The following is a 22,252-nucleotide window of genomic DNA, read 5'->3' on the forward strand; positions in this document are numbered from 1 at the left end:
GCCGGCTTCAGCCGGCTTCGCCGGTTGCCTGGCTCAGGCCTGCCACCGCCTGCTTCATTTCCGCCTGCAATTGCGCGACCAGTTCCGCCGCCGGCAGGCCGCGCGACAGTTGCGCGGCCTGGCCGGCCCACTGCGCGGCGAAGCCGGCGCTGCCCTGCGCCTTGGCCGCGGCATGGAGCGCCTTGCCGGCGTCGTAGGCGATCGGGTAGTCGGGGACCGGCGGGCAGTCCGGCGCTTCGCCCAGTCCGGTCAGCCGGTTGACGATGCCGCGCGCGGCGCGCCCGGAGATGGAGCGCGTCAGCGTGGTGCGGATCGGCTGGCCGGCGAGCAGGGCGGTGCGGTAGGCCGCGTCGGCGGCGCTCTCCGGGCACGGCACGAAGGCGGTGCCGAGCTGCGCCGCCTGCGCGCCCAGCGCCAGCGCGGCGACGATGCCTGCGCCATCCATGATGCCGCCGGCCGCCACCACGGGCAGCGTGGTGTTGTGCACCAGCAGGCGCACCAGCGCCAGCGTGCCGAGCCGCTCGTCGCGCGCTTCGGGGTCGAAGATGCCGCGATGGCCGCCGGCCTCCACGCCCTGCGCCACGATGGCATGCACGCCGGCGTCGGCCACCTGGCGGGCCTCTTCCACGCTGGTGGCGGTGGCCATCAGGAAGATGCCGGCCTCGCGCAGCGCGGCGATCCACGGCTGCGGCGGCAGGCCGAAATGAAAGCTCACCACCGCCGGACGCTCTTCGAGCAGCATGGCGAACATGGCCTCGTCGACCACGAAGCTCTTGTAGATCTCGCGCAGCGCCGCCGGCGGCGTGGCGCCGAACTCGGCGAAGCTCGGCGCGAGATAGGCCAGCCAGCGCGCCTCGCGCGCGGCATCCGCGATGGCGGGGGCGTGGCAGAACACGTTGACGTTGAACGGCTTGCCGGTCAGCGCGCGGGTCTCGCGGATCGTCTTGCGGGCGCCCTCGGCATCCAGGGCGCCGACGCCGAGCGAGCCCAGGCCGCCGGCATTGGAGACGGCCGCGGCCAGCGCCGGCGTGTTGATGCCGGCCATCGGTGCCTGGATGAGCGGCACGGCGAGGCCGAGCCGCGACAGCAGCGAGCGGGGTTGCGTGGCGCAGGTGGGGGCGTTCATTGCGGGGCTCCTTCGGAAGACAGGGACATGCCGGCCTGCGGCGTGCGCAGGAAGATGACGGCGGCGGCACCCAGCAGGGCGGCCGCGGCGGCAGACAGCGGGCCATTGAAGCTGTGACTGTGGCCCATCAGCGCGCCGGACGCCAGCGGTCCGGCGACCTGCCCGATGCCATAGGCGGAAGTCATGGCGGCGAGCAGGTTGAATTTCACGGCGTGGGCCACGCGCCTGGCCGCCGGCATGGCGATGGTGACGGTGCCGACGAAGGTGCCGCCGACCAGCAGCGCGCTGGCCAGGTAGGACCACGCCGAATGGCTGAGCGCGGGCAGGATCACGCCGCCTGCCTGCACCAGCAGGTTGAGCGCCAGCGCGCGCCGCGTGCCGAGGCGCCCATGCAGGGCGTGCCACAGGTAGCACGAGGGCGCCGCGCCCAGGCCGAACACGGCCCAGACGTGGATCGGATCGACTTGCCCGAGCGCGTCGCGCACGAACAGCGGCAGATAGGTGGCGGTCACGATATAGCCGAAACCCGCCAGGCCGTAGCTGGCGATCAGCGGCCACGGGCCCGGCCCGCTGGCCGCGGCGGCGGCGGCGCCGGCCGCCTCAGCCGCCTCGGCCGCCTCGGCCGCGCGCGCCGGCGGCACGGAACGGCTGCCGAGCTGGCGCCAGGCGGGCAGCGCCAGCGCCAGCGCGCCGGCCGCCAGCACTACCCACAGCGCGGGGCTGTGCCAGCCAGCCAGGTTGCCGGCGGCGATGGCCTCGGCCGAGAGCAGGATGCCGGTGCCCACGCCCGCGAACAGCAGCGGCGCGCCGTGCGGCTGGCCCACCAGCTGGAACAGCCACACCGAGGCCGCCACCAGCGCGAGGGCGCTGAAGAAGCCGGCAACGAAGCGCACGCCGGCCACGAACCACGGCGCGGCGGGCAGCGCCAGCACCAGCAGGCACAGGACCGTGCCGGCCAGCGCGATGCGGCACAGCAGCGGCGTGGCGCGCGGCGACAGGCGCGTCACCGCGAGCGCGCCGGCCAGGTAGCCCGCGTAGTTGGCGGAGGCGGCCAGCGAGCCGGCGCCCACGGTCAGCAGCCCGTCGCGCACCATCAGCGGATACATGCCGGTGAAGGCGAAGCGGCCGAAGCCCATGCCCACCGCCAGCACCAGCGAGGCGGCCAGCGCCGGCAGCCAGGGCGCGCCGTCGCCACCAGACAGGGCGGCGCGGGCGGGTTGTGCCTCATTCATGTTGCAGCTCCCGCAGGAAGGCCTGGCAAGCGGCGGTCGCGAAGCCCTGGCGGCGCACCAGGAAAGTATGCGCGGTGCGCACCGGCACGGTCTGCAGCGCCGCGGCGTCCGGATGCAGCGCGAGCAGCGAGCGGGGCACGATGGCAACCGCCGAGCCGGCCGTGACGCATGCCAGGATGGCGTGGTACGAAGCCAGTTCCAGCATGTTGAGCGCCGGCCGCGGCCCCTCGCCGCTGCCCAGCCAGGCCTGCGCGCACAGGCGGTAGGTGCAGCCGCGCGAGAAAGTGGCCAGGCTGCGCAGCGTCAGGTCCTGCGGCGTGCGCACCGGCGGGTGGCTGGGCGGCAGCACCAGCAGCAATTCCTCGGAGAACAGGTAGGTGCCTTCCAGGCCGGGACCGAGTTCGTCCATGTCCAGCGTGTCCGGCGCGCCCTCGCCGGGGTGCGCCACCACCGCGCAGTCGACGCGGTGCGCCAGCACGGCGTCCACCAGCGCCTGCGTGGTGCCGGTCTGGATCTCGATCTGCACCTGCGGCCACTTGCCGTGGTAGCGCGCCAGCGGGCGCGGCAGCCGGGCCGCGGCGGAGCTTTCCATGGTGCCCACGCGCAGCCGGCCGGTGGGCTCGTCGGCGCGCATCGACTGGCGGGCCTCCTCGGCCAGCGCCAGCAGGCGCTCGGCGTAGCCGAGGAAGCGCTGGCCCTGGGGCGTGAGCGTCATGCGCTTGCTGTCGCGCAGGAACAGGGCCACGCCGAGCTCCTCCTCGAGCTGCTTGACGCGGGTGGTGACGTTGGACTGCACGCGGTCCAGCGCCTTGGCGGCGCGCGTCACGCTTTCTTCGCGCGCCACCGTCCTGAAGATTTCCAGCTCGGCCAGGTCCACGGCAAGTCCTTGTTCGGAGGAAGGTGAATGAAGTATGTTCTTAAAAAGAGAACATATTTTCGTTAACTATCATTTATGGGGATGATGAAGTCAAGAAAACCTTGCCGCGCGCAGGGTCTGCGGGCGGATGCCTTTGCCCGGCGCACGCGCCGGTTCAGCGGCGCCGGGATCGCGGGGCGGGGGCGTAGCGCGCGCGCAGGGTGTCCAGCAGCAGCGGCAGCGCCGGCGCGGGATTGCCCGGCGCATGGGCCAGCGCCACGCCGATGCGCAGCACCGCGGCTTCCTTGAGCGGCTTGTAGACCACGCCCGCGCGCGCCATCGCCTGCAGCGAGGCCGGCACCAGCGCCACCCCCTGGCCGTCGGCGATGAGCCCGAGCAGCACGTGGTGGTCCGCCGGCTCGGGCACGCGCGGCGGCGCGAAGCCGAGCGCGCGGAACAGCGCCTCGTAGTGGTCGAAGTAGGCGGGGTTCAGGCGCCGCTGGAACCAGAACAGCGGATCGGCCTGCAGTTCCAGGATGGAAATGCGCTTGCGCCGGGCAAGCCGGTGCGTGGCCGGCAGCGCGGCCACCAGCGGGTCGTCGAACAGGTGCTCCACGTGCAGTTCGCCGGTGCTCGACGGCAGGCCGATCAGCGCAGCGTCGAGCGCGCCGCGCCGCAGGTCGGCGATGGATTGCTGGGAGATCTGCCGCTTCTGCAGTAGCCGCACGTCCGGTGCCCGCGCCTGCAGGGCCGGCGCCAGCCAGGTGAACAAGGCGGCGTCGACCACCGTGGTGATGCCCAGGCGCAGCCCGGCATTGCGCCGCGCGCGCTTGCGCGCGCGTGTCAGCAGGGCATCGGCGCCGGCCAGCAGCGCGCGCGCCTCGGGCAGCAACTGGCTGCCGGCCGGCGTGAGCGCCACGCCGTTGCGGTCGCGCTCGAACAGGCGCGCGCCGATGGTTTCCTCGAGCGCCTGGATCTGCCGGGTCAGCGGCGGCTGGGTGATCGACAGGCGCTCGGCCGCGCGGCGAAAGCTCAGCTCGTCGGCCACGGCCACGAAGTAATCGAGTTGCCAGAGTTCCAGGCGGGGCGGCATGCGGGGTACTTGGAGGGTTGCTGATACGCGCAAGGTATCACGCCGAAGGCATTGGCGGCACGCGGGCGCGCTCGCTAAGCTTGCCTCACCTCTTCACCGAACCAAGGAAAAGCATCCCGATGAACCCGCACACCCAGGCCCTAGGCCGCGCGCAGCTTGCCGCCATCGAAGGCAGCGCCGATGCCTCCATCCTCGACGCGCTGGACGATATCGCCCCCGATCTGGCCGGCCTCGCCATCGGCTTCGTCTACGGCGAGATCTATCCGCGCGCAGGCCTGTCGCTGCCGCAGCGGCAACTGGTCACCGTGGCCGCGCTCGCCGCGATGGGCGGACTCGAGCCGCAACTGAGGTTCCACCTGGCCGGCGCGCTGAACGCCGGCTGCGAGCCGGTTGAACTGGTCGAGGCCATGATCCACCTGGCGATCTACGCGGGCTTTCCGGCGGCGCTCAACGGCGTCGCCGCGGCAAGGACGGTCTTTGCCGAGGCCGGGATCGCAGTGGCGGCTGCCGCGCCGCTGCCGGCCGCCGCCGGCTCGCGCTACCAGTGCGGGCTCGACCGCCTGCGCGAGATCGACGGCGAGGCCGGCGTGCGCGTGATTGCCGCGCTGCAGGAAATCGCGCCGGACCTGGGCCGCTTCATCGTCGAATTCGCTTTCGGCGATATCTACACGCGGCCCGGCCTCGGGTTGGTCAGCCGCGAGATGGTCACGGTGGCCGCGCTGGCGGCGATGGGCTCGGCCACGCCCCAGCTCAAGGTGCACATGCACGGCCTGCTGAACGTCGGCGGCACGCGGGCGCAGCTCGTGGAAACCATCATCCAGGTGGCCGCTTATGCCGGCTTTCCGCGCGCCATCAACGCCGCGCTGGCGGCGAAGGAGGTCGTGGCCGCGCGCGCGCAGGCCGGCGGGCACTGAGTGCGGCCCGGCCGCCTCACCGCGCCACCCCTTGCCGGGCATCGAGCAGCTCGGCCACCCAGTCGATGAAGACCCGCACCCTGGCGCTCAGGTGGCGGTTGCGCGGATACAGCGCGAGCATCGGCAGCGTGCCGGCGTTCCAGTCCGGCAGCACCGGCACCAGGCGCGCGCTGGCGAGGTGTCCGCGCACGACGCCGTTGCGCGGGCTCTGCATCAGGCCCATGCCGGCCACGGCGGCGGCGATGTAGGTGTCGGCATCGTTGGCCGCGACCCAGTGCGGGCGGCTGATTTCATGCGTCTCGTCGCCGCGCCGGAAATCGAACGGGAACACGCGGCCGGTCTTGGCCGAGAAGAAGTTCACGAAGCGGTGGCGGTCGAGGTCGGCCAGCGTGACGGGCATGCCGTAGCGCTCCAGGTAGGCCGGCGCGGCGCAGGTCACCACCTCCATCTCTCCCAGCCGCCGCGCGGCCAGGCTTTCGTCATGCACCAGTCCGCCGCGGATCACGCAGTCCACGCCCTCGGCGATCAGGTCCACCGGGCGGTCCGAGCTGCCGAGTTCCATCGCCACCTGCGGATAGCGCGCAAAGAAGTCCGGCAGCGCCGGCGCGATGACGTGGCGGCCGAGCGCAGCCGGCACATCCACGCGCAGCCGGCCGGCGGGCATGAGCACGGCGCGCCCGAGCATGGCTTCGAGTTCGTTCATCTCCTGCAGCATGGCGAGCGCGCGCTGGTGATAGGCCATGCCGTCGTCGGTCAGGCTCAGCCGCCGGGTGGTGCGGTGCAGCAGCCGCACGCCGAGATGGCTCTCCAGGTCCTGGACGATAGTGGTGACGCGCCCCTTGGGCAGATGCAGCGCGGTGGCCGCGCGCGAGAAGCTGGCCAGCTCGACCACGCGGACGAAGACTTCCATGGCTTTGAAGCGGTCGATGGACATGGCTCGATTGTTTTCGAATAAAGGAACAGTGATTTCTCCATTCGGCAGTTTATACGTATTGATGCGCACAATAGACTGCCTTCACCCATTCACGAATGCGAAGGAGATTCACATGAGCACGTCTTCCCGATCCGCCAGCATCCCCCTGACCCCGCTCGGCGCGCATGGCCCCCGGCAGGTGTCGGCGCTGGGCCTGGGCTGCATGGGGATGTCCGACTTCTACGGCGGCAGCGACCGCGGCCAGAGCATCGCCACCATCCACGCGGCGCTGGATGCCGGCATCAACCTGCTCGATACGGGCGATTTCTACGGCGCCGGCCACAACGAGATGCTGATCGGCGAAGCGCTCAAGGGCCGCCGCGGGCAGGCGCTGGTGTCCGTCAAATACGGCTCGCTGCGCTCGCCGGACGGCAACTGACTGGGCATGGACGGACGCCCGCAGGCGGTGAAGAACTTCATCACCTACAGCCTGCAGCGGCTCGGCACCGATCACATCGACATCTACCGCATGTCGCGGCACGACCCGGCCGTACCGGTGGAGGACACCATTGGCGCCGTGGCCGACCTCGTGAAGGCCGGTTACGTGCGCCATATCGGCCTGTCGGAAGTGGGGCCGGAAATCATCGAGCGCGCCCACAAGGTGCATCCCGTCAGCGACCTGCAGATCGAATACTCGCTGCTCAGCCGCGGGCCGGAGACCGGCATCTTTCCGCTGCTCGGGCGGCTGGGCATCGGGGTGACCGCCTACGGCGTGCTGTCGCGTGGCCTGATCGGCGGTTCGCGGCCCACGGGGCCGCAGGATTTCCGCGCCCACCTGCCGCGCTTCACCGGCGAGAACCTCGGCCGCAACCAGCAACTCGTCGCCGCCCTCGGGCAGGTGGCACAGGAGCTGGGCGCGACGACGGTGCAGGTGGCGATCGCCTGGGCGCTGGCCAAGGGCCGCGCGCTCGGCGTGCAGATGGTGCCGCTGATCGGCTCGCGCTCGCTGGCCCAGCTCGATGGCGCGCTGGGTTCGCTGCGGCTGTCGCTGTCGGCGCAGGACATGGCCCGCATCGAGCAGGCCGTGCCGCGCGAAGCCGTGGCCGGCACGCGCTACGGCGAGGAACAGATGGCGTTTCTCGACAGCGAGCGCTGAGCCGGCGCGGCTGTCACCCGGCGTTCCTGGCCAGGGCCGGCCGCGGCGGCCGGGAAGCGTCCGGCGGCCCGGTGTGCCGCGCCGCGGGCGCCGGCCGCGCCAGCATCTGGCGGATCGAGGCGAGGTAGCGGTCGCCGACCTCCCGCGTGGCGCGGTTGGCCTGGGCCCGCAGCGAGCGCCGCGGCGGCGGCGTGACGTTCAGGCTGCGGCAGATCGTGGACAGGTAGGGCTTGCGTTCGCCGGTCAGCCGCTGCGCCGCCGCCGCGACGGCCGCGTCGCCGACCCGCGCGCGCAGCCAGGCCAGGACCTGGCGGTCGTATTCGTTCTGCACCCGGACCAGATGTTCCATGAAGGGCTCCCAGTGAGTACTGTTCATGCATACAGTAACTGTAAATATATACAGTAATCTGGGATTTTCAAGGAATGGCTCCGATTTGTGCCTTCTCGATTGCTTTGAAGGGAAGGGGTGCCCGCCGGCTCCGGGATCGCCCGGCAGGGCCCCGTTCTCAAGGGTTGATGTACGCCGTTTTGACCACCGAATAGAACTCGCGCGCATACGATCCCTGCTCGCGCGGGCCGTGGCTGGAGTGTTTCCGCCCGCCGAACGGCACGTGATAGTCGAGCCCGGCCGTCGGCGTGTTCACCATCACGAGGCCCGAGCGGGAATGCCGCCGGAAATGCTGGGCCTGCTTCAGGGAAGCCGTGCAGATGCCGGCGGACAGGCCGAATTCGGTGTCGTTGGCCAGCGCCAGCGCGTGGCCGTAGTCGTCCGCCTTCAGCACCGATGCCACCGGGCCGAATACCTCTTCCCGGTTGATGGCCGACGACGCGGCGGCCTTCAGGACCAGCGCCGGCTCCATGAAATGGCCCCGCGTGGGGCGCGTCAGCACTTCGCCGCCCCACACTTCGGCGCCGTCTTCCCGCGCGGCCTGCAGGTAGCGCTGGTGGCTGGCGAGCTGCCGTTGGTTGACCACCGGGCCGATCTGCGTGGCGGGGTCCAGTGCATGTCCCACCCTCAATTGCGCCATGCGCTCGCGCATGGCGGCGAGGAAGGCGTCATGGATGCCGCGCTCGACGATCAGCCGCGACGAAGCGGTGCAGCGCTGCCCGGTCTGGAAGAAGGAGCCGTTGATGGCGTTTTCCACGGCCGCGCCGAGGTCGGCGTCGTCCAGCACCACCAGCGGGTTCTTGCCGCCCATCTCGAGCTGCAGGCGCGTGCCGTTGCCGGCGCACTGCGCCCGGATGGCGTGTCCCGTGGCCACGGAACCGGTGAAGCTGATGGCGTCCACCTGCGCGGACGCAGCCAGCGCCTGGCCCACCACGGCACCCTGGCCCAGCACCACGTTCAGCACGCCGGCGGGCAGGCCGGCTTCGCGCAGTACGCGGGCCAGCGCGAAGCTGCAGCCGGGCGCGACCTCCGAAGGCTTGAGCACGATGGTGTTGCCGCACGCAAGCGCCGCGGCGATCTTCCACGCGGGGATGGCCACGGGGAAATTCCACGGCGTGATCAGGCCGACCACGCCGACCGGTTCGCGGGTGACCTCGACGGTCATCCCGGGCCGCACCGAAGGCAGCAACTCGCCGCCCGGGCGCAGCGCTTCGCCGGCGAAGAACTTGAACACCATGGCTGCGCGGGCGACCTCGCCGATGGCTTCGGGCAGTGTCTTGCCTTCCTCGCGCGCCAGCAGCGCGCCGAGTTCCGCGCGCTGCGCGAGCAGGCGGGCGCCGGCGCCGTCCAGGATGTCGAAGCGCTGCTGCGGCCCGGACCATGCCCACTCGTCCAGCGCGCTGCGGGCCGCGTCGATGGCTTGCGCGGCCAGCGTTTCGTCGGCCTCGGCGTATTCGCCGACCACCTCCGACAGGTCCGACGGATTGTGCGTGACGATGGTCTGGTCCGAGTCGACGAAATCGCCGCCGACGCAGTTCAGGATCTTGTCCATGCTGTTTTCCCCTTTGGGATGTTCATTGCCGGATGTTCACTGCCGCGGCGCGCGGCAGGCGGGCCTGCGGCGTGATCTGGGCCGGGTCGACGCGCAACTCGATCAGCGCGGCGGTGTTCCGGGCGCGGGCGCGCTCCCAGGCGGCGGCGAAATTGCCGGCGTGCGTCACCAGCTCGCCATGCGCACCGAACGATTGCGCCAGCTTGACGAAATCGGGGCCTTGCAGCCGCGTGGCGACCTGACGGCCCGGGAAGCGTTTTTCCTGGTACATGCGGATCGTGCCGTACATGCCGTTGTTGACCACGATGACGATGATCCTGGCGCCGTACTGCACCGCCGTGGCCAGCTCCTGCGCATACATGAGGAAGCAGCCGTCGCCGGCGAAGCAGACCACCTCCCGCTCCGGATGGCGCAGGCTGGCCGCGATCGCCGCCGGCAGCCCGTAGCCCATGGAGCCGTTGGTCGGGGCCAGGCAGGTGCCGGGCTGCTTGTACGTGAAGAAGCGGTGGACCCAGCCGGTATAGTTGCCGGCGCCGTTGGTCACGATGCCGTCCGCCGGCAGCTTGTCGGAGAGGTGCTTGACGACATCGGTAAGGTTGACGCCGTCGAACTCCGGGTCTTCGGCGGGTGCCGCGGAAAACCGCAGGTACTGTTCGCGCGTGGCGCGCGTGTGCCCGGCCCACGGCGCGGCGGGCTCGCCAGGGTGCGCGGCGACGGCCGCTGCCCACGCCGAAGGGGCGCAGCAGACCGGCAGTTGCGGCGCATAGACCCGGCCCAGGTCCTCGTTCGCGGGATAGACGTGCACCAGGAATTGCGCGGGATAGGGCAGCTGCAGGTAGGTGTAGGCGCCCGTCGATACGTCGCCGAGCCGCGTGCCGACGGCCAGCACGAGGTCGGCCGAGCGGAGGCTGTCGGCCAGCGCCGGGTCCACGCCCAGGCCGAGGTGCCCGACGTAGCACGGATGGCGGTTGTCGAACATGTCCTGGTGCCGGAAGGTGACGGCCACGGGCAGTTGCCAGGCTTCGACGAAGCGCCGCAAGCTGTCCAGCCCTTCGGGCGACCAGCCGGTCCCGCCGAGCAGCACGAGCGGGCGCTGCGCCGCGCGCAGGCGCGCGATGACCTCGTCGACGTCGCGCGGGTCAGGCGCGCTGCGCGGCAGCGTGTCGTGGAGCGCCGCGGCGCTCCGGCATGGCATGGCCAGCACGTCCTCGGGCAGCGCGATCACCACCGGACCGGGCCTGCCGCTGCTGGCGACATGGAAGGCCCGGTGCAGGACTTCCTCGAGCCGCTCGGCGTCGTCGAGTTCGGTAACCCATTTCGCGATGGAGCCGAACATGCCGCGGTAGTCGATTTCCTGGAAGCCGTCGCGGCCGCGCTCGCCGGATGGCACCTGGCCGACGAACAGGATCATCGGCGTGGAATCCTGTTGCGCGATGTGCACGCCGATGGCGGCATGCGACGCGCCGGGACCGCGCGTCACGAAGCAGATGCCGGGTTTGCCGCTGAGCTTGCCGTCGGCCTCGGCCATGTTGGCCGCGGCGCCTTCGTGCTTGGCGACGATGACGTCGATGTCGGGGTAGTCGTACAGCGCATCGAGCACGTCCAGGTAGCTCTCGCCCGGGACGCAGAAGATGCGCTCCACGCCGCGCCGGTGCAGCGCGTCGGCGAGCGCCTTGCCGGCGCTCACTGTCGCCGTGGTATCTGTGGGATTGTTTTCCATTTCCATGGCCTGGTAGGTGGCGGGTGCGTTCATGGCTTAGTTCACGCCGTGGCCGAGATGGGCACGGAAGCGGTTCTTGAGATAGACGCCGTCGCGCGCCGGCAGCGCCCGGGGCAGGTTCTCGGCATGGACCGGGATGCGGAACAGGCGCGGACCGGTGCCGGCCCTCGTCACTTCTCCGGCGATGCCGCGCAGGTCGTCGGCCGCGGTCACGCTGCGGGCCTCGGCAAAGCCGGCGACGGCGGCCATGGCAGCGAGGTCGACGCCAAGGCCGGCGTGGCTGCGCTGCATGCCGGTTTCGCCGAAATGCCCGTTGTCGAGCACGGCGATGGACAGGTTCGCCGGCTTGCCCACGGCGATGGTCGCCAAGCCGCCCAGCCCCATGAGCTGCTCGCCGTCGCCGGTGATCACCAGTACGGGCCGCCGCGGATACGCATATGCCAGGCCGAGCCCGGTCAGCGCGGCGCCGCCCATGGCGCCCCACAGGTAGAAGTTGGCGTCATGGTCGCCCGCGGCGAAGACGTCGTAGGTGGCGGAGCCGAGCCCGGTCACGACCAACAGGTCGCCGCGCTGCGCGAGCAGGATGCGGACGGCTTCGCGCCGGTCGAATGCCGCGGCCGGCTGCCTTGTCGGCCGCGCTGCTGTGTGCTCCATCGTCTGCGCCGCCGTCTGCTTTATCGGATCCATTTTTTTCTGCCCAGGAATTGCTGCGAAAGAATGACTGCGACGGCCATGTCGCCGTCGAAAGCCAGCGTGAGCGCGGATTCGAGCGCGGGCTCGAGGTCGTCTTCGCTTTCGATCCGGATCGTGTGCACGCCCATCAGTCCGAGCGACGCGTCGGTGGCCCGGCCCATCGGAACCTGCCACGGGTTGAATTCGGCCCATTCGCCGCGCATGGTGATGATGGTCAGGAACGGGAAGCGGCAGTTCGATATCAGGGATAGCATGTTGATGCAGTTGCCCACGCCGCTGCTCTGCATCAGCAGGACGCTGCGCTGGCCGCCAAGCCACGCGCCGGCGGCCATCGCCACGCCTTCTTCCTCGGTCGTCAGCACGGTCGCTGCGATGCCGGGGTCCGCTGTCATCAGGTTGATCAGCTGGGTATGGCCCGCGTCGGGCACATAGCTCATCTGCGCCACGCCTGCGGCTTTCAGCATGCCGTAGAGCCGATGCGGCCAGCTATCCTTGCCGGCCTCTTTCTGTGAAATGTCGTCGGTTGCCAAAGCAAACTCCATGACTTGCCATCGTTGAAAAAAACGCCTTGCCGCTACTGCGCCACGAAGCCGGCGCTCTGCCCGACCTTGGTCCAGCGGTTGAGCTCGTCGGCGACGAACGCCTGCATCTCCTGCGGGCTGGAATGCGTGGCGGTCACGCCCAGCCGCGCGAACTGGCGTATCACGGCGGGGTCCTGCAGCACTTTCCTGGCCGCTTCGTTGAGCCGGGAAACGATCTCGGCGGGCGTGCCGGCGGGCGCGCTGAGGCCTTGCCACGACGAGGCCTCGAGCGGGATGCCGAGCTCGCGCAGCGTGGGAATGCCCGGCAGCAGCGGCGAGCGCGCCTCGGACGTGACGGCGATGCCGTTGACCTTGTCCGCCTGGAGGAAGCTGCTGGCGCTGGACAGCGAGGAGAACATCAGATCGATCTCGCCGCTGAGGATGCCGCTCAGGGCTTCGGTGTCGCCCTTGTAGCGAATGTTGGTGGAGACCACGCCGGCGTTCTGCTCGAAGGCCGCGTTGAGCAGTTCGAACGAAGCCCCGCCGGAGCCGAAGTTGAGACCGCCTTTCTTTTCCTTCGCCTGCCGCTGGAGCTTGGCGATGGTGTCCTTGCCGGCGTCCTTGGCGCTGACCAGCACCATCGGCTGCCTGGAGATCATCGATACCGAGGTGAAGCTGCGCAGCGGGTCATAGGGCAGCTTGGCGAACGCCACGCGGTTCACCGCGAGCGTCGAGATATTGCCCACCATCAGGGTGTAGCCGTCGGCCGGCGCGCCGGCCACGGCCTCCGCGCCGATGGCGCCGCTGGCACCGGCCTTGTTGTCCACCACCACGGGCTGCCTGAGCTGGTCCGCGAGCCCGCGGCCGAAGATGCGCGACACGGTATCGGTGACGCCTCCCGCGGGGAACGGCACCACCAGCCGTATCGGCCTGGACGGATAGGCCTGCGGCCACGCGGCGGGTGCCGCCGAGGCGCACAGGGACCCTGCCAGCAGCAGGAAAGCCAGCTTGTGTTGCATTGTCTGTCTCCTTGTCTTTTTTGAGGTGCCACGGAACGACACTGCGCTCGTCACGCACCGCGCCGGGTGCGGCGCGGCTAGCGGATGACGAACGGATTCCCGGCCGGCGCGCCGATGTTCATCCACACGCTTTTGGTCTGCAGGTACTCGCGGATCGCGCCGATGCCGTTTTCGCGGCCCAGGCCGGAGTCCTTGTAGCCGCCGAACGGCGACATGTAGCTGACGGCGCGGTAGCTGTTGACCCACACCGTGCCCGCCTGGATCTGCGCCGAGACGCGGAACGCGCGGCCCATGTCTTGCGTCCAGATGCCGGCGGCAAGGCCGAAGCGGACGTCGTTGGCGATACGCACGGCTTCGTCCTCGGTGTCGAAGCGGATCACGCTCAACACCGGGCCGAAGACTTCTTCCTGTGCGATGCGCATGGAGTTCTTCACGCCGGTAAAGACGGTGGGCTGGACGAACCATCCGTCCTGCGCGGCACCTGTGGCGGCGAGCCGCTCGCCGCCCAGCATCAGCCGCGCGCCCTCGGCTTTCGCCACCTCGATGTAATGCAGGATCTTGTCGAGCTGCTGCCGCGTGGTGACCGGGCCGACCTGGGTGGCCGCGTCGGCGGGGTGGCCGACCCGGGCGGTGCGCGCCAGCGCCAGCAGCCGCTCGACGAATTCGTCGTGGACGGACGACTGGACCAGTACCCGCGAGCCGGCGATGCAGGTCTGCCCGGTGGCGGCAAAGATGCCCGAGATGCAGCCATTGACCGCGGCCGGCAGGTCGGCGTCCTCGAAGACCACGTTGGGCGACTTGCCGCCGAGCTCCAGGCTGACATGCTTCAACTGGCCCGTGGCCGCGGCGCCGATATGCCTGCCGGTTTCGTCCGAGCCGGTGAACGTCACCTTGCTGACGCCCGGGTGCGCCACCAGCGCCGCGCCTACCTCGGCGCCGAGTCCCGTCACCACGTTGACCACGCCGTCGGGAAAGCCGGCTTCCTTGAACAGGCGCACGAATTCCAGCGTGGATACGGAGGCGAACTCGGAGGGCTTGATGACCACGGTGCAGCCGGCCGCCAGCGCGGGCGCGATCTTCCACGCGGTGAGCAGCAGCGGGGAATTCCACGGCGTGATGGCGGCGACCACGCCGAGCGGTTCGTTGCGCGTGAAGTTGAAGAAGCCGGCTTTGTCGGTGGGGATGACGGTGCCTTCGACCTTGTCGGCGAGGCCCGCGTAGTAGTAGAACCACTGGGGCACGTATTGCAGCTGGGCATGCATCTCCGCCATCAGCTTGCCGTTGTCGCGGACTTCGGTTTCGGCCAGCGCGCGCGCTTCGCGCGCGATCAGGTCGCCCAGGCGGTGGAGCAGCATGCCGCGGCCGCTGGCGCTCAGTCCCGCCCATTGCGCGGAGCCGAAGGCGCGGTGCGCCGCCGCGACCGCGGCCTCCACGTCCTCCGGGCCGCCGCGGGCGATGCGAGCCCAGGGCTGTCCCGTGGCCGGGTCGCAGGTGTCAAGCCATCGGCCTTCCTTGGCGGCGGTTTCCTTGCCGTCGATGTACAGCGGGTATTGCCTCATCTCCATTTCCCCAACGTGCTGACGCGTGGATGTCAGGGGAAAGTGTAAGAATGGCGGGTGCGCGCGTGTATCGCCCGTTGCACATAGCACCTATAAGGGCCTTGCATAGCGGGCGCCGCGGCGGGGCGCGGGCGGTGCTAGATCCGGCCGCGGAAGCGCTTGGCGTCGACCAGTACGTCGGCGGCCAGGCGCCCGCTGTCGACTTCGGCGACGAGGAATTCGACCAGCACGGCGCACACGGCGCGCGCGGCGGTGGACTGATGGGACGCTGCCGGGCGTGCCAGTACAAGCTGCCTGCGCAGCTCGGGCGCGATCCGCGTCGCCGAGAAGCGGGCCTGCGCGACCTCGGCGCGCACGCTGTTGTACGGCAGGATGGTGGTGCCGTGGCCTGCCGCCACGAGATCCTTGAGCACGGGAAACGAATCGGCTTCGATCGCCACCTCGAATTGCACGCCAAGTTCCTCTGCGGTGCGTTCGATGGCGCGGCGTATGCCGTGGCGCGGACCAGGCAGCAGCAGGCGCTCTTTCGTCAGGCTGGCGAACGGCTGCGCTTGCGCCAGGGACAGCTTGCGGTGGGCGCCGCCCACCAGCACGAGCTCCTCGCTCAGCAGCGGCTCGACGCTCAGGCTGTGGTGCCGGCTGGGGTCGTAGAGCACGCCCAGGTCCACCTCGTCGCGGTGGATCCAGTCCAGCAGGTAGCCGCTGAAGGCGGTGGAAAAGCGCAGGCGGATGTCGGGGAAGCGCCGGGAAATGATGGCAGTGAGCGGCACGATGGTCAGCTCGGCCACGGTCGGCGTCATGCCCAGCCGCACGGTGCCGCTCGGTGCGCTGCGGGCTTCGGCGATCTCGCTCGAGATGGCATCGAATTCGCGCAGGCCCGCGGCCGCCCGGAAGGCGATGCGCTGAGCGGCATCGGTGGGCGTCATGCCGCGGCCGTGGCGGAAAAACAGCGCTTCGCCGAGTTCCTCCTCCAGCAGGCGGATCTGGCGGCTCACCGCGGGCTGGGTAAGCCCCAGGCTGTCTGCCGCCTTGCTCAGCGTGCCGGACTCGATGACGGCCAGCAGCGCGCGCAGATGCGTGATTTCCATGTGTTCCCAGGGCGTGAGAGGGTATCCCCCGCGTGACTTCGGCGTGGCACTACGCCAGCAGGTCCATCAGCGTGCCCTGTGCGGAAACCAGCCGGCGGCCGCGGCGGCGCCGGTAGTTGCCTTCGGCGTCCAGCTCCCAGGTGTCGCGGTTGTCCTTGAGGTAGCGCTTGAGCCCTTCCTCGATCACGCGTTTCTTGAGGGCCTTGTCCAGTATGGGGAAGCAGATCTCGATGCGGCGGAAGAAGTCGCGCTCCATCCAGTCGGCGCTGGACAGGCGCACGTCCTCGGCCTTGTCATTGTAGAAATAGAAGATCCGCTCGTGCTCGAGGAAACGGCCGAGCACGGAGCGCACCCGGATATTCTCCGACAGCCCCGGCACGCCGGGCCGCAGCGCGCAGGCGCCGCGCACGATCAGTTCGATCTTCACGCCGTCGCACGAGGCCTGGTACAGGGCCTCGATGATCCTGGGCTCCAGCAGGGCGTTCATCTTGGCGATGATCAGGCCCTTGCGGCCCGCCTTGGCGTGCCTGGCTTCGCGGCGGATGGCGTCGATCAGCGCCGTGTGCATGGTGAACGGCGACTGCCACAGGTGCGCGAGCGTGCCGGGATGCCCCAGGCCGGTCAGCTGCGAGAACACGTTGGCGACGTCGCCGGCAATGGCTTCCTTGCAGGTGAACAGGCCGATGTCGGTGAAATTGCGGGCGGTCTGCGAATGGTAGTTGCCGGTGGAAAGGTGCACGTAGCGGCGCAGCTTGCCGCCTTCGCGCCGCACCACCATCGCCATCTTGGCATGCGCCTTGTAGCCCACCACGCCGTAGACCACGTGCGCGCCGGCTTCCTCGAGCTGCGCCGCCCAGCTCATGTTGGCTTCTTCGTCGAAGCGCGCCAGCAGTTCCACCACCACGCTGACTTCCTTGCCGCGCCGCGCCGCGCCGATCAGCGCGTCGAGCAGGGCGGAGTCGTTGCCGGCGCGGTACACGGTCTGCTTGATGGCCATCACCTCCGGGTCTTCCGCGGCCTGGCGGATGAAATCCACCACGGGCGCGAAGGACTGGTAGGGGTGGTGCAGCAGGATGTCGCCCTCGCGGATGGCGCGGAACATGTCGGTCTGCTCCTGCAGCCCCTTCGGCAGGCCGGGGCGGCACGGCGGGTACTTCAGGTCCTCGCGGGCGACGCTGTCGGGCACCGGCAGCAGCCGCACCAGGTTGACCGGCCCGTTGACGGCAAAGACCTCGGTGTCTTCCAGCCCGAACTGGCCTTGCAGGAAGCGCGTCATCTTGGCCGAGCAGTTGTCCGCCACTTCCAGCCGCACCGCGTCGCCAAGATGCCGCTGCGGCAGCTCGCCCTGCAGCGCGTCGCGCAGGTTGCGCACTTCGTCCTCGTCGACGAACAGCTCGCTGTTGCGGGTGACGCGGAACTGGTAGCAGCCGCGCACGCGCATGCCGGGAAACAGCTCGCCCACGTGCGCGTGCAGGATGGAAGACAGGAACACGAAGCCGTGCGGGCAGCCCGAGATGTCGCTGGGCAGCAGGATCACGCGCGGCAGCGCGCGCGGCGCCTGCACGATGGCGGCGCCGGCCTCGCGGCCGAAGGCGTCCTTGCCTTCGAGCTCCACGGCGAAGTTCAGGCTCTTGTTGAGCACGCGCGGGAACGGGTGCGCCGGGTCGAGGCCGATCGGGGTGAGCATCGGCATCAGTTCGCGGAAGAAGAAATTCCGGATGTACTCGGCCTGTTGCGCGGACCAGTGCGGGCGCCGCAGGAAGCGGATGCCCTCGGCGGCAAGTTCCGGGATCAGCACGTCGTTGAACAACCGGTATTGCTCGGCGACCAGCTTGCGCACGCGCGCGCCAAGCAGCGCGTAGACCTGGCGTGGGTCCAGCCCGTCCGGGCCGGGCAGCGCGGACTGCAGCTTGATCTGCTCCTTGAGGCCGGCCACGCGGATCTCGTAGAACTCGTCGAGGTTGCTGCTGAACACGCACAGGAAGCGCAGCCGCTCCAGCAGCGGAACTTCGGGATCCTCCGCCTGCAGGAGCACGCGATGGTTGAACTCCAGCTGGCTGGCGATGCGGTTCAGGAAGGTTTGCCGGGCATCCGCGCTGGCGAGGAAATCCGCTGGAGTGCCTTTTGCATCACTCAACGGCAAGGGGAGGGACGGGGCGGTCTGGAGTGGAACACCCGAGCCTTCGGCCATATTCGACTTCAATCCTTTTTTCTTGTGGATCGCCGTCAGCGGCGACACGATGGACCGATAGTACCGCGTCGCGCGGCGCTTGAGGAGGGCTGTGCGGGGGGGGCGGGCGCGGCGGCGTCTGCCGGAATCTGTGGCGCCGCACCATTGGCAAGCGCCGGCGTTGGCCGGGCGCCGGCGACGTGCGGTTACCTCCGGCAGTCAGAGAGGGGTGGCTGTTTCCTGGCCAGCTTCCCGCCCAGCCCGCCATGCGCCGGCGGGCCCCCGCCGCGGTGCGCGGCCGCCGGCGCCGAGAATCCGCCGGAAGGTCTCGCGCAGCACCTGCGCATGCGTGGCCGCCTGCGGCGCGAGCCGCCGCGCGACGAAGCCGTCGGGGCGTACCAGCAGCGCGCCGCCGTCGTGCAGCGCGTAGAGCCGGCCGAATTTCGGCTCGTCGGCAAGGTAGTCGCCGTCCGGGCCGGTGTCGATGACCTTCAGCGCGAGGCCCAGTTCGGCGCCGGCCTGCGCGGCGGCCGCGGCCCAGGCCGCGGCGTCGTGCCGGACTACCAGCGAGAACGACGGTCCCCACAGGTCCACGGTCGACAGCACCTTGCCGTCGCGGCCGCGCAGCCAGACGTGCGGCGCGCGCACGCCCGGCACGGTGCTTTCCTCGTAGTCCGCCAGGCTGGCCGGCGGGGCGGCCGCGCCATCGCGCACCACGGCCGCCGAGTCATAGGTGGTGCCGAGCTGGAAGCCGGTGTGGAGCACGCTGTTGCGGCCGTGCGCCTCGACGCAGTCGCGCAGGAAGGCGAGCGCCGGGCCGCTCAGCGTGCCGGCGGTGGCGATCTCCGGCTCGCCGGTCGTCACCGCGGCGACCAGCGCCTGGAAATTGAGCGAGTTGTAGGTGGCTGCCTTGACGGCCAGTTGCGCCTTGGGCTTGCGCTCGGCCTCGTAGGTGTCGAGCAGCGCGGGCGCGGCGCCGCCGCGCAGCACGAGCGCGAGCTTCCATGCGAGGTTGTTGGCGTCCTGCACGCCGATATTGGCGCCGAAGCCGCCCCACGGCGAATGCCAGTGCGCCGCGTCGCCGGCGAAGAACACGTTGCCTTGCCGCCAGCGCCGCAGCAGGCCGGTGGTGTAGTCGAAGCGGTAGGTGTCGACGATCTCGATGGGCAGCTCCGGCATGCCCAGCGCGCCGCGCATGCGCGCGAGCACGGCGGCAGGCTCGGGCAGTTCGTCCTCGTCGTGGCGGAAGCTGTAGCGCCACAGGCCGGTGTCGGGATGCTTGCTGCCGAACCAGCCGGCATAGCGCGGATCGAGGATGAACGAGTGGAAGAAGCCGCCGCGCCCGAGCGTATCGTCGAGCGGCGCGCGGAATTCGGTGAGCACCTGGTTGCCGAAGGTGGGCCCGTGGTCCTCGCCGCCGCCAAGCCGGCTGCGCACGAAGCTGCGCGCGCCGTCGCAGGCGACCAGGAAGCGCGCGCGGACTTCGCGCGTGGCGCCGCCGCGGTTGTCGCGCACGCGCAGGCGGACGTGCCCGTGCGATTCGCCGCCCGCTTCTTCGTTTGCTGCTTCGTCCGCTTCTTCGCTCGCCTCGGCCACATCGATCACCTGGGTGCCGAAGTCGAGCGTGACGCCTGGCCACGCCGAGGCCTGGCGCAGGAGCGCCGCTTCGTAGTCGGCGGCGGGAATCTTGCGCGGGAAGACCGGCGAAAGCGCGCTCCATTTCTGCTCGTATTCCGCATCGCTGCCGGTGGCCGAGCGCACCTCGGCGACCGGGCCGTGCGCCACGCGGACGTAGAAGCCCTGGCCGTTCGAGGTTTCGACCGGCCAGCCCGCGTTTTCGAGCAACTGCCATACGCCCCACTGGCGATAGAGTTCCGCGGTGGACGCATGCACGTACTGTCCCTTGGGCAGGGTGGTGGTGTGCGGGCGCTTTTCGAACAGCGCGGTGCGGATCCCTTCGCGGCCGAGCAGGTAGGCCAGCGCGAGGCCCACCGGGCCGCCGCCGCAGATCGCCACGTCGACCGGTTCGGGCGCGCGGGGATGGTGCCGGGTGCTGGCGGTCATGCGGCGCTCCCTGTGGCGGCACGGGCGAGCCGCTGCGGACTCTTGCTCCATTCCGACCACGAGCCCACGTACAGGCGGGCGGCGATGCCGGCCTCGGCCATCGTCATGGCTGTGAGCGCCGACAGTACGCCGCCGCCGCAATAGACCACTGCGTCGCTGCCCGGCGCGATGCCGGCCTCGGCATAGAGGCGGGCCAGGGCTGCGCGCGAGCGCAGCTTGCCGGCGGGTGTCCATTGCGCGGCGGCGGGCAGGTTGCGCGCGCGCCCGATGTGGCCGGCGAGGTAGGCGGCTTCGTCGCGGGCATCGACCAGCGCCACCGCGTGGCCGAGGTGCTCGACTTCCGCGGCCTCGATCGACGGCATGTGTCCCGCGGCGAGGGCTAGCGTGCCCGGCGGCGTGGCCGGGCGAGGGGCGGCGTCGCCGCGCGCCACGGCGCCGCCCGCGGCGCTCCATGCCTTGAGCCCGCCGTCCAGCAGCCGCACGCGGGTCAGGCCGGCCCAGCGCAGCACCCACCATCCGCGCGCGGCCACGGCCGGGCTGGGGCCGTAGAGAATGATCTCGGTGTGCTCGTCCACGCCCCAGCCTTCGAGCGTGCCTTGCAGCACCGCGATGTCGGGCAACGGCAGGTTGCCGCTGGCCGCGGTCGGCGCCGCCGCGAACACGGCGCGGATCTGCGCGTGCACGGCGCCGAAGATGTGGCAGTCGCGGTAGCTCGCCAGCTCCTTGTCGGGGTCGCCCAGGCGGACGTCCACGTACAGGCGGTTGGCGGCGGGCCGGGCCAGAAGGTCTTCCGCCTGGACCAGCGGGGTGGTGGTTGGTGCGTCGATGATCGTCATATCCACGGCATGGGAGGAACAGGTGACGGCATTGTCGGACGGTGCCGATCTTGCGGCATTACCCGTGGCTGCACTGCCGGTTTCAGGGGGCGGGGGCGTGAAATATGCGAGATGGGTGGGGAGCGTATCGGCGGCTTGTCGGAGGACGTATGGCGAGGCCGTTATATCTGGTTTTGTAATAACCAAATTCCTGTTTTGAGCGGGAAGAACGGATCCATGGCATCCGGTTATATCCAACGATGAAATCGATCTAAGCCATGCATTCCAGGGTAAGTTGGCCGCAAACAGGGCCGCTAGAATGGCTTCGCCTTTCGCTCGCTTTCGCTGACGGCGAGAAAGATTTTGCAGGAGTCATCTTGAACCACATCCGGAGTTTCAGAATCTGGCGCGCCCTCTGGGCCGCCGGCGCCGCCGCGGCGGCGATCGTCTGGGCCGCCCCCTCCATTGCCGCCGATTATCCGGAAAAACCCATCCGCATTCTCATGCCGTGGGGCGACGGTTTTCCCGCCAATTCTCCCCATTTGTACGGGCAGGAGCTTGCCAAGCGCCTGAAGCAGCCGGTGGTGCTGGAGGTGCGCGCCGGCGCCGGCGGCGAGATCGCCGCGCGCCAGGTGCGCGGCGCGCCCAGGGACGGCTATACGCTGCTGGCCACCGGCACGTCGATCACCACCTCGTGGGCCTCGCATCCCGGCAATGTGGATCCCGAGAACGAACTGCAGCCGGTCGGGCAGATCGTGATGACGCCCTACGTGATCGTCGCCAGGTCCGGGCGGTTCAACAGCTTCCGGAATTTCCTCGCTGCCGCGCGCGCCGCGCCGGGCACGCTCAACTATGCGTCGCCGGGCATCGGCACCGGCATGCATTTCCTCGGCGAACTGATCAAGACCAACAGCGGCATCGACATGGTCCACGTGCCCTATGCCACCGGCGCGCGCCAGTTGCAGGCCGTGCTGGGCGGCGACGTGGATATCGCCATCATCTCGCTGGTGACCGCGCTGCCGCAGATCCGCAGTGGCCGGCTCGAAGCGCTGGCCGTCAGCACCACCGCGCGCAGCAAGGTCATGGCCGAGGTCCCCACGCTGGCCGAGAGCGGCGTGCCCGGCATGCCGAACATCGCTTCGTGGATCGCCCTGTTCGCGCCCAGGGGCGTGCCGCCGGCTGTCCTCGCCAGGCTGTCGGAGCACATTGCGGCGGTATCGAACGAACCGGCGGTGCGCGACACGGTCGCGCAGTGGGGCGCGGAAATCCCCGACACCAGCAGCGGCCAGCTGGGCCGCACCGTGCGCGCGGAGAAAGCGGTGTGGGCGCGGCTGGCGAAGGAAAAGCACATCACCACCGAGCCGGACTGACCT

18 protein-coding genes and 1 pseudogene are annotated in these 22,252 nt (G+C 70.1%); 3 read left to right on the forward strand and 16 right to left on the reverse strand.

Annotated features, from left to right (window positions below; all coding sequences use genetic code 11):
• Window positions 1-7: 7 nt before the first annotated feature.
• The 4 genes from ACKI2N_RS26030 to ACKI2N_RS26045 all read right to left on the reverse strand — a co-directional run bounded on the left by ACKI2N_RS26030 (window position 8) and on the right by ACKI2N_RS26045 (window position 4,307).
• A complete protein-coding gene (locus ACKI2N_RS26030; RefSeq protein WP_420991696.1) occupies window positions 8-1,126 on the reverse strand; it encodes an NAD(P)H-dependent flavin oxidoreductase in 1,119 nt (372 codons plus the stop codon).
• Window positions 1,123-2,358, reverse strand: a complete 1,236-nt coding sequence (locus ACKI2N_RS26035; protein ID WP_420991697.1) for a YbfB/YjiJ family MFS transporter — start codon at window positions 2,356-2,358, stop codon at window positions 1,123-1,125. Before ACKI2N_RS26035 ends, ACKI2N_RS26030 begins: the two co-directional genes overlap by 4 nt.
• Entirely contained in the window at window positions 2,351-3,235 is an 885-nt protein-coding gene (locus ACKI2N_RS26040; protein ID WP_420991698.1) for a LysR family transcriptional regulator, read from the reverse strand. The genes ACKI2N_RS26035 and ACKI2N_RS26040 overlap by 8 nt, the downstream gene beginning before the upstream one ends.
• A gap of 154 nt (window positions 3,236-3,389) precedes the next feature.
• Complete coding sequence (locus ACKI2N_RS26045) at window positions 3,390-4,307, reverse strand: LysR family transcriptional regulator (protein WP_420991699.1); 918 nt, start codon at window positions 4,305-4,307, stop codon at window positions 3,390-3,392.
• 119 nt (window positions 4,308-4,426) lie between these two features.
• On the opposite strand from ACKI2N_RS26045, the gene ACKI2N_RS26050 reads away from it, so the two are divergent.
• Complete coding sequence (locus tag ACKI2N_RS26050; protein ID WP_420991700.1) at window positions 4,427-5,221, forward strand: carboxymuconolactone decarboxylase family protein; 795 nt, start codon at window positions 4,427-4,429, stop codon at window positions 5,219-5,221.
• A gap of 16 nt (window positions 5,222-5,237) precedes the next feature.
• Here the strand turns inward: ACKI2N_RS26050 and ACKI2N_RS26055 are convergent, their stop codons facing one another.
• A complete protein-coding gene (locus ACKI2N_RS26055; protein ID WP_420991701.1) occupies window positions 5,238-6,155 on the reverse strand; it encodes a LysR family transcriptional regulator in 918 nt (305 codons plus the stop codon).
• Between the two features lie 112 nt (window positions 6,156-6,267).
• On the opposite strand from ACKI2N_RS26055, the pseudogene ACKI2N_RS26060 reads away from it, so the two are divergent.
• Window positions 6,268-7,290, forward strand: a pseudogene (locus ACKI2N_RS26060) (aldo/keto reductase).
• A 13-nt stretch (window positions 7,291-7,303) separates the two neighbouring features.
• Here ACKI2N_RS26060 and ACKI2N_RS26065 read toward each other — a convergent pair.
• The 11 genes from ACKI2N_RS26065 to ACKI2N_RS26115 all read right to left on the reverse strand — a co-directional run bounded on the left by ACKI2N_RS26065 (window position 7,304) and on the right by ACKI2N_RS26115 (window position 20,900).
• Window positions 7,304-7,639, reverse strand: a complete 336-nt coding sequence (locus ACKI2N_RS26065; RefSeq protein WP_420991702.1) for a hypothetical protein — start codon at window positions 7,637-7,639, stop codon at window positions 7,304-7,306.
• 157 nt (window positions 7,640-7,796) lie between these two features.
• Window positions 7,797-9,230 carry an aldehyde dehydrogenase family protein gene (locus ACKI2N_RS26070; protein WP_420991703.1) on the reverse strand — a complete coding sequence of 478 codons (1,434 nt, stop codon included), beginning with the start codon at window positions 9,228-9,230 and terminating at the stop codon, window positions 7,797-7,799.
• A gap of 22 nt (window positions 9,231-9,252) precedes the next feature.
• Window positions 9,253-10,983: a thiamine pyrophosphate-binding protein gene (locus ACKI2N_RS26075; RefSeq protein WP_420991704.1), complete on the reverse strand. Its 1,731-nt coding sequence runs from the start codon at window positions 10,981-10,983 to the stop codon at window positions 9,253-9,255.
• Window positions 10,984-10,986: 3 nt separating this feature from the next.
• Window positions 10,987-11,604 (reverse strand): thiamine pyrophosphate-dependent enzyme, encoded by a 618-nt coding sequence (locus ACKI2N_RS26080; protein WP_420991705.1) that lies wholly within the window; start codon window positions 11,602-11,604, stop codon window positions 10,987-10,989.
• 20 nt (window positions 11,605-11,624) lie between these two features.
• Window positions 11,625-12,173: a phosphonopyruvate decarboxylase gene (locus ACKI2N_RS26085; protein ID WP_420991706.1), complete on the reverse strand. Its 549-nt coding sequence runs from the start codon at window positions 12,171-12,173 to the stop codon at window positions 11,625-11,627.
• A gap of 44 nt (window positions 12,174-12,217) precedes the next feature.
• Window positions 12,218-13,183, reverse strand: a complete 966-nt coding sequence (locus tag ACKI2N_RS26090) for a Bug family tripartite tricarboxylate transporter substrate binding protein (RefSeq protein ID WP_420991707.1) — start codon at window positions 13,181-13,183, stop codon at window positions 12,218-12,220.
• A gap of 77 nt (window positions 13,184-13,260) precedes the next feature.
• On the reverse strand, window positions 13,261-14,742 hold the full coding sequence (locus ACKI2N_RS26095; RefSeq protein ID WP_420991708.1) for an aldehyde dehydrogenase: 1,482 nt from the start codon (window positions 14,740-14,742) through the stop codon (window positions 13,261-13,263).
• A 137-nt stretch (window positions 14,743-14,879) separates the two neighbouring features.
• On the reverse strand, window positions 14,880-15,830 hold the full coding sequence (locus ACKI2N_RS26100) for a LysR family transcriptional regulator (RefSeq protein ID WP_420991709.1): 951 nt from the start codon (window positions 15,828-15,830) through the stop codon (window positions 14,880-14,882).
• 49 nt (window positions 15,831-15,879) lie between these two features.
• Window positions 15,880-17,973: a polyphosphate kinase 1 gene (gene ppk1 / locus ACKI2N_RS26105; RefSeq protein WP_420992062.1), complete on the reverse strand. Its 2,094-nt coding sequence runs from the start codon at window positions 17,971-17,973 to the stop codon at window positions 15,880-15,882.
• Between the two features lie 246 nt (window positions 17,974-18,219).
• Entirely contained in the window at window positions 18,220-20,064 is a 1,845-nt protein-coding gene (locus ACKI2N_RS26110; RefSeq protein WP_420991710.1) for an FAD-dependent oxidoreductase, read from the reverse strand.
• Window positions 20,061-20,900 carry a sulfurtransferase gene (locus ACKI2N_RS26115; protein WP_420991711.1) on the reverse strand — a complete coding sequence of 280 codons (840 nt, stop codon included), beginning with the start codon at window positions 20,898-20,900 and terminating at the stop codon, window positions 20,061-20,063. The genes ACKI2N_RS26110 and ACKI2N_RS26115 overlap by 4 nt, the downstream gene beginning before the upstream one ends.
• Before the next feature lie 356 nt (window positions 20,901-21,256).
• Between ACKI2N_RS26115 and ACKI2N_RS26120 the strand changes: the two genes are divergently transcribed.
• Entirely contained in the window at window positions 21,257-22,249 is a 993-nt protein-coding gene (locus ACKI2N_RS26120) for a tripartite tricarboxylate transporter substrate-binding protein (protein ID WP_420991712.1), read from the forward strand.
• Window positions 22,250-22,252: the final 3 nt, after the last annotated feature.

The organism is Cupriavidus sp. 30B13 (genome assembly GCF_049059565.2).
Taxonomy (GTDB): Bacteria; Pseudomonadota; Gammaproteobacteria; order Burkholderiales; family Burkholderiaceae; genus Cupriavidus.